We start from the raw sequence: 7004 nt of genomic DNA, 5'->3' as shown, positions 1-7004 counted from the left end.
GCCGAACGGGAGATGGAAGAGGCGAAGCCATTGCGGGACAACGGGTACAAGGTCACGCTGGCGGTCAACCTGATCGAGGCCGTCCTGACCGAACTGGGGGAGCGGCAGTGAGTCTCGGCGTCTCGCGACCCAGGATCGAAGGACCGGGCAAGGTCACCGGCGGCGTGCGCTACGCGGCCGACGAGCCGGTCAAGAACCTGGCCTTCGGCTGCATCGTCACGTCCACCATCAGCCGGGGCCGGGTCGCCGACATCGACATCGCTGCCGTGCAAGGCATGCCGGGTCTCCTAGGGGTGATCGACCACCGGACCGCGCCCCGGCTGACCCCCGGTGTCGGTTCGTACTTCGGCCCCGACGACGCCTTGCAGCTGCTCCAGGACGACACCGTGCCGCACGCCGGTCGCCCGATCGCGCTGGTGGTGGCCGAAACCCTTGAACAGGCCCGAGCCGCCGCCGACGCGCTGCCGGTCAACTATGTCGCGGAACCGCACAACACCCTGTTCTCCGAGGACAATTCGGCCGCGCGACCAGCGACTCCCTTGTACGGCCCCGATCTGGTCATCGGAGACCTGGCTGCGGAGCTGGCGGCGTCGGCGGCAGTGGTCGACGAGGCGTACAGCACGCCGGAAGAGAACTGCGCGGCCATGGAGCCGCATTCGGCCACGGCATGGTGGGACGGCGACCGCCTCGAAGCCATCGACACCAACCAGGGCCCGTTCTCCATCGCCACCGTGCTTTCCGCCCTGTTCGGGCTCGACCTGGCGCGGATCAGGATCCGGGCCGAGCATGTCGGCGGCGGGTTCGGCGCCAAGGGAATGTGCGGGCCGCAGCTCATCCTGGCCGTGATGGCGACCACGATGCTCGGCCGCCCGGTTCGCGTCTCCTTGACGCGGCACCAGGTCTTTCTGGCCACCGGGATGCGGCCGCCGACCGTGCAGCGCATGCGCCTCGGCGCCGATGCGGACGGCCGGCTGCGGGCGATGCAACACGAGGCGACGTTCTCCCTGTCACCGCTGGCCGACTACGTCGAGGGTTTCCCTGAGCTGACCAAGACCCTCTACGCCGCAACGGCGATCCACACCAAGATCACCGCGGTGCCGCTGGACACCGTGCCGCCGTTCTCCATGCGTGGACCGGGCGCCACGCCGGGATCGTTCGCGCTCGAATCGGCCATGGACGAACTGGCCGAGCGCCTGGGCATGGACCCCGTGCAACTGCGGCTGCGTAATGAGCCGAGCGTCGGCCCGGTGTCCGGACTGCCGTTCAGCAGCCGGAATCTCGTTGCGTGCCTGGAAGAAGGCGCACGCCGATTCGACTGGGCCGCCCGCGACCATCGTCCCCGGTTGCGCCGCGAAGGCCGCCTCCTGGTCGGCACGGGCGTTGCGGCGACGTCGTTCAGCGCTGGGGCGTTCCCGTCCACGGCGTCGATCACCGCCGAGGTCGACGGCACGTTCTCCGTGGTCATCGGAGCCTCCGACATCGGCACCGGCGCCCGCACCGCCCTCACGGCGGTCGCCGCCGAAGCGCTCGGCGTCGGCGTGGACAAGGTCAGGATCCACATCGCCGACAGCACCCTAGGTCCGGCCTGGAGCGCCGGTGGCTCCCGCGGCACGACGTCCTGGACGTGGGCGATCACCGAGGCCGCCGCTCAACTCCGTGGCCACACCGGCGAACTGCCGTTCACCGCGACCGCCGACACCGCCCAGCTGCTCGAACTCCTGGCCACGCAGGAACGTCACTCCTACAGCGCCGTCTTCGCCGAGGCCACCGTCGATCCCGCGACCGGTGAGGTCCGGGTCCGCCGGCTGTTGGGCATGTTCGCCATCGGCCGCGTCGTCAACCCGCTGCTGGCCCGCAGCCAGGTCGTCGGCGGCATGATCGGCGGGCTTTCCATGGCCCTGCACGAGGAAGCCGTTCGCGACCGCCACACCGGGCGGCCGGTCAACGCCGACTTCGCCGGCTACCACATCGCCGCCCATGCCGACATTCCCGACATCGAGGCCGACTTCGTCGACGACCACGAGCCCGGCATCCCGCTCGGCGTCAAGGGGGCCGGCGAGATCGGCAACGTCGGCACGGCCGCCGCCGTCGCCAACGCCGTCTGGCACGCCACCGGCATCCGGCAGCGCACCCTTCCCCTGCGGCTGGACCGCGTGCTTGAGTGAGAGGTGACTGACTGGGGGTCGCCGATGTCGGAGCCGTATCCCTTTGGCCGGGCCGTCGCGCTGGAGCCGCATCCGCGCCTGGCCGAACTGCGGCGGGCGGACGCGCCGCAGCGGGTGAGGATGCCGTACGGGGGAGACGCGTGGCTGATCACGCGGTACGAGCAGGCGAAACTGGTGTTGTCCGATCCACGCTTCTCCCGCGCGGCGGCGGCCGGGGCGGACGTGTCGAGGTCCCGGCCGGGCTACGAGCCGGCGGGCAACCTGCTGTGCATGGACCCGCCGGAGCACGGCCGGATCCGCACGCTGGTGGCGAAGGCCTTCACCACCCGGCGGGTGGAGTTGTTGCAGCCACGAGTGCAGGAGATCGTGGACGGGTTGGTCGACCGGCTGACCTCGCCGGGCGATCTGGCCGCGACGGTGGCGTGGGAGCTGCCGGTCCAGGTGATCTGCGAGCTGCTCGGGGTGCCGCTCGGTGAACGCGAACTGGTGCGCCGCTGCACGGAGACCATCGTGGCGGTCGACGGTGTCACCCGTGACGACATCATCGCGGCTCGGGACGAGCTGGCCGGGCTGCTGACAACACTCATTGTCGAACGTCGTGAGCAGCCGGCCGACGACCTGCTGACGGCGCTGGTGGCGGCCCGCGACGAGGGGGACCGGCTCTCCGACCGCGAGCTGCTCATGCTCGGCATCGCCCTGCTGACCGGCGGCCACGAGACCACCGCCAACCAGATCGGCAGCTTCGTCTTCCAGCTCCTGAGCCGGAATCGGTGGCAGGACCTCGTCGAGCGGCCCGAGCTGGTGCCGGCGGCGGTCGAGGAGCTGCTGCGGGTCACGCCGCTGGCCGCCGTCGCCGACCTGCCCCGGATCGCCAAGGAGGACCTGGAGATCGGCGGGCAGCTGATCCGCGCCGGCGACGCCCTGGTCGTCCAGCTGGACTCGGCCAACTTCGACGAGACGGCGTTCGCCCACGCCGAAGAGCTTGATTTCGGCCGCAGTGCGAACCGCCACCTGGGCTTCGGTTTCGGGGTGCACCACTGCCTCGGGGCGCCGCTGGCGAGGCTGGAGCTGCGCGTCGTGTTGGCCACCCTCATCCGAAGGTGGCCGAGCCTGTGCCTCGCGGTGCCCGCCGCCGAGATCGAGTGGCGCACCGGTCAGCTGATCCGGGGTGTGCGGGCGCTGCCCGTCACATTCGATCAGTAGGCCCCACGCGCACTCGGCACGGTGTCGGCCGGCACGTCGAACAGGGTGCTGGGATCGCGGAGCATGTCCTCCAGGCGCTGCCCGTCGAAGCCGGTGCTGCGGCGACCGTCGACCGCCATCGAGAGCCAGCCGGAGAACACCCGCTCGCACGCCCCGACCCGCACCTGCCGGCTGTCGTGCTCTTCGCAGAGTTCCTTGGCGTACAGGCGGATCAGCTCCGGTTGGCGGTAACGCACGCCGCCGGCCGGGTCGGTGCCGACGACGTCGAGCAGTTGCAGGTCGACCAGCCGCTCCATGTGCATCTCGGCCCGGTTGGCGGTGGTGTCGAGCAGCGCGGCGCCGATCCACCGACACCTCCGGCACGGTCAGCAGGCCCAGCCGGCGGAACAAAGCCGACTCCGGCTCAGATAATTCCCGGCAGCTAGCGGCAAAACCGGCGCGCAGGTCCTGCTCCGCGCCGCTGAGCTCGTCCAGGCGGTGCGCCTCGTCGGCCACCTTGTCCAGCAGGTGCCGGACCGACCAGTGCGGCTTGGCGGCCAGGCGCGCCCCGGCGGTGCGCAGGACGAGCGGCAACCGGTCGCAGAGCTCGGCGAGTCGGTTCGAGGCAACGGGATCGGCCGTGACACGAGCCGACCCGGCCACGGAACCCAGTAGCTCCACGGCATCGGGCGCGGCCAGAGAACCGAGGCGGAGGTGGTGCGCGCCGTGCTGGCCGAGCAGGTCGTAGAGCTGCCCGCGGCTGGTGACCAGCACATGGCACTGCGCGCTGCCCGGCAGCAGCGGGCGGATCTCGGCGAACGAACTGGCGTTGTCCAGCACGACCAGCGCCCGCCGATCGCGCAGAATGCTGCGGTAGAGCGCCGCCCGCTCCTCGACGTCGTCACGGATGAGGTCGTCGGGAACGCCCAGCGCGCGCAGGAAACCGCCGAGCACGGCCTTGGCGCCCGCGCTGACATCGGCGAACAGCTGGCCGTCCGGGAACTTGTCGGCGACGCCGTGCGCCCAGTGCACCGCCAGCCCCGTCTTGCCGACACCGGAGCCGCCGGTGATCAGCCCGATGGACAGCTTGGTGTCGCCGATCATGCCGTCCAGCGCGGCGATCTCGTGCGCGCGGCCGGTGAAGCCGTGCACGTCGGCCGGCAGCTGCGCGGGACGAAGCCGTTGTCGCAGCGACGAATTCGCCGTGCGATCGGGACGGGAAGCGGTGGCGGCCAGCGACGGGTCGTCGCGCAGGATCGCGTCGTGCATCTTGCGCAGCGCGGGACCGAGTTCGAGCCCGAACTCGTTGATGGACAGGCGTTGCCCGTCCCGGAACGTGCCCAGCGACTCGGCCCGGCGGCCGGCCCGGTACTGGGCCAGCATGAGCTGCGCGCGGGACTGCTCGCGCAGTGGGTGTTCGCGCACGAGCGTGGTCAGCTCGCCGATCAAGTCGTTGTGCTGGCCCAGATCCAGGCGGATCGCCGCATGTTTCTCGTGCGCGGTGAGCCGCAGCTCCTCCAGGCGGGCCGCCTCGATCTCCACCGGTAGGCCGGAAACCCCGGTCAGCGCCGGCCCGCGCCACAACTTCAGTGCCTCGTCGAGGCAGCCGGCCGCCTCGGCGGGGTCGGCCGCCGCCTCGCCCTTGGCCGTGAGCTCGGCGAACTCCACCGCGTCGATCCTGGTGCTGTCGGTGCGCAGCAGGTAGCCGGGGGCGCTGGTGATGATGACGTCGTCGTGGAAGCCGGCGGCCTTGACCGTCTTGCGCAGCGCCGCCACGCAGATCGCCACCTGCGTGCGGCCGGTGGCCGGCGGGCGGCCGTTCCAGACCGCCTCGACGAGCGCGTCGACCGAGACGACCTGGCCCGGGGCGAGGGCCAGCATCGCCAGGATGGTGCGCTGCCTCGACCCCCCGATGGCGATCGGCGTGTCGCCGACGCAGGCCTGAAGCATTCCGAGCACACCGATGTTCAAGCGGTTCATTGACCCCCCAGTGGTCACGAACGTGGTATTCGACATTGGCCCGGTTTCCCCATGAGTCCCCACCCCTGGTTTCCCGACTCATCCGGGCGAGCACAGTGAAGCACGAAAAGGATTGGCTGAGTTGGACTCGACCGTGACACCCCGTGAACTCACGCACTGTGTCCGGTTCGGCACGATCCGTCGATACTGTCGAACACGCTGCGCACCAACCGGTAACCTTGACGTCACCTCTCAACCACCAGTCGAACATGATGTTTTTTCGCGGAAGCCACTGAACTGCCTATATGACGGTGAGTAGTTCTGGATCGATCCAATGTGGCTCCCCGTCATGCGAGTGACGCAGCCCACCCGAAAAGTCACGCAAAACCGCTCGATAACGGGAAGAAAAGACCCACAAGTAGAGTCCCGCATGCCGGCGAAGGCCCACGGTCCTCCTGGCGGCGGCAGTGAACCGCGGCCCCGTTGAAAACGTCACCCATTCGGCGCTGAGTGGAACGGTCGGGACGGGCTCCGACGATTGTGGAGGACTTCGATGGCAGAGACCGCGGCAACGGTGGCGTGCATGATCGCCGTGCTCGGCAGCGTGACCGTCTGGATCGCGTTGCTCGCCCGCAGCCGCGCCCGTCAGTCCGCCGCCCGTGACCTCGCCGAGCAGCTCGCGGCCATCGACGACCGCATGCGGGAGATGAGCGCCGAGGTCACCGCCATCCACCGCCTCCTGCGCGACCTGGACTAGGCCGGAAACAGCGACGTGACCAGCGTTTCCGCGATGGCGCGGAGCTCATCGGGCCGGTACTGGGCCCGCTCCATCACCGCGAGTCCGCAGGTGGTGGTCACGATCAGCCGTGCCGCCGTGCGGAGGTCGACGGGCGAGGCCGTGTCGTCATCCATTGTGGACAGCTTGTCGTGGACGAGGTTCTCCAGCCGCGTCAGCAGCGCTTTCACGGCCGCCTCGGCCTTGGGGGAGTCCTTCGCAGCCTCTATGGCGGTCCGCGTCGACAGGCTCCCTCGCGCCGGCTCGCCCGTGGTGTATGCGCTGATGCGGTAGTCGAAGAACGCCGTCAGGGCCTGGCGTTTCGTCGGCTGCTCCAGCGCCGTCGTTGCCCCGTCAAGAAAATTCCCGCTGTGTTCCCCGAACACGCGCAGAAAGATCTCTTCCTTGCCGCCGTCCGCGTGGTACGGCGACCCCTGCTGGACCCCGGTGCCGGCCGCGAGGTCGAGCATCGTGGTCGCGCGGAATCCTCGCTCGCTGAACGCGTCCAGCGCTCGTTCCAGTGCCAGCCGCTCGTCGAACTGCCGCACGCCCGCCACGGATCCACGCCTTGAAGTTCTCCCGGCCCTCGATGCGCGTGCCCGCGTTCGTGATCACGAAGTCCTCCACCACGAACTCGTCCACCGCCGCCGGGTCGTGCGCGTTCCACACCCGTTCCCAGAACGCCTCCACCGACGCCGTCATGAGAACCTCCATGTTTGACAGTGCCGTCTCGCAGTGCTGGCGGGCCCTGTCGTGATTGCCGAGGTTCACCGCGACCAGCCGAGCTGGTTGAGCCCGTCGGCCAGCCACTCGCTCCGGCCGACCGTGTGGTAGGGCGTCCAGCGCCGCCCGTCCGTCGGACAGCTCGACAACATCTGTTGTCGGCGGCGGGACCCAGCTCGGCGGCCGCTGTGGCGCCAGCA

At 69.9% G+C, this 7004-nt stretch carries 5 protein-coding genes and 2 pseudogenes; 3 read left to right on the top strand and 4 right to left on the bottom strand.

Annotated elements, in window-relative coordinates; translation table 11 throughout:
* Positions 1-107 precede the first annotated feature (107 nt).
* Positions 108-2165, top strand: coding sequence for a xanthine dehydrogenase family protein molybdopterin-binding subunit (locus KUTG_RS04800; protein ID WP_043715185.1), 2058 nt, complete (start codon positions 108-110; stop codon positions 2163-2165).
* 3 nt (positions 2166-2168) lie between these two features.
* Positions 2169-3368 carry a cytochrome P450 gene (locus KUTG_RS04795; RefSeq protein WP_232240666.1) on the top strand — a complete coding sequence of 400 codons (1200 nt, stop codon included), beginning with the start codon at positions 2169-2171 and terminating at the stop codon, positions 3366-3368.
* On the opposite strand, the gene KUTG_RS52900 is transcribed toward KUTG_RS04795, so the two are convergent.
* Positions 3362-3670: a hypothetical protein gene (locus KUTG_RS52900; protein WP_052393967.1), complete on the bottom strand. Its 309-nt coding sequence runs from the start codon at positions 3668-3670 to the stop codon at positions 3362-3364. The genes KUTG_RS04795 and KUTG_RS52900 overlap by 7 nt on opposite strands.
* Positions 3671-3950: 280 nt before the next feature.
* Positions 3951-5228, bottom strand: a pseudogene (locus KUTG_RS65945) (BTAD domain-containing putative transcriptional regulator); the annotation flags it as partial.
* Between the two features lie 631 nt (positions 5229-5859).
* Here KUTG_RS65945 and KUTG_RS58000 point away from each other — a divergent pair.
* Entirely contained in the window at positions 5860-6063 is a 204-nt protein-coding gene (locus KUTG_RS58000; RefSeq protein ID WP_157494332.1) for a hypothetical protein, read from the top strand.
* Here the strand turns inward: KUTG_RS58000 and KUTG_RS04785 are convergent.
* Positions 6060-6638 carry a TetR/AcrR family transcriptional regulator gene (locus KUTG_RS04785; protein WP_043715179.1) on the bottom strand — a complete coding sequence of 193 codons (579 nt, stop codon included), beginning with the start codon at positions 6636-6638 and terminating at the stop codon, positions 6060-6062. The genes KUTG_RS58000 and KUTG_RS04785 overlap by 4 nt on opposite strands.
* A 40-nt stretch (positions 6639-6678) precedes the next feature.
* A pseudogene (locus tag KUTG_RS65100) lies at positions 6679-6783 on the bottom strand (hypothetical protein); the annotation flags it as partial.
* Between the last annotated feature and the right edge of the window lie 221 nt (positions 6784-7004).

Origin of the sequence: Kutzneria sp. 744 (assembly GCF_000568255.1) — a bacterium.
Taxonomy (GTDB): domain Bacteria; phylum Actinomycetota; class Actinomycetes; order Mycobacteriales; family Pseudonocardiaceae; genus Kutzneria.
The sequence above is the reverse complement of the archived record's forward strand: the minus strand, read 5'-3'. Positions and strand labels throughout refer to the sequence as shown.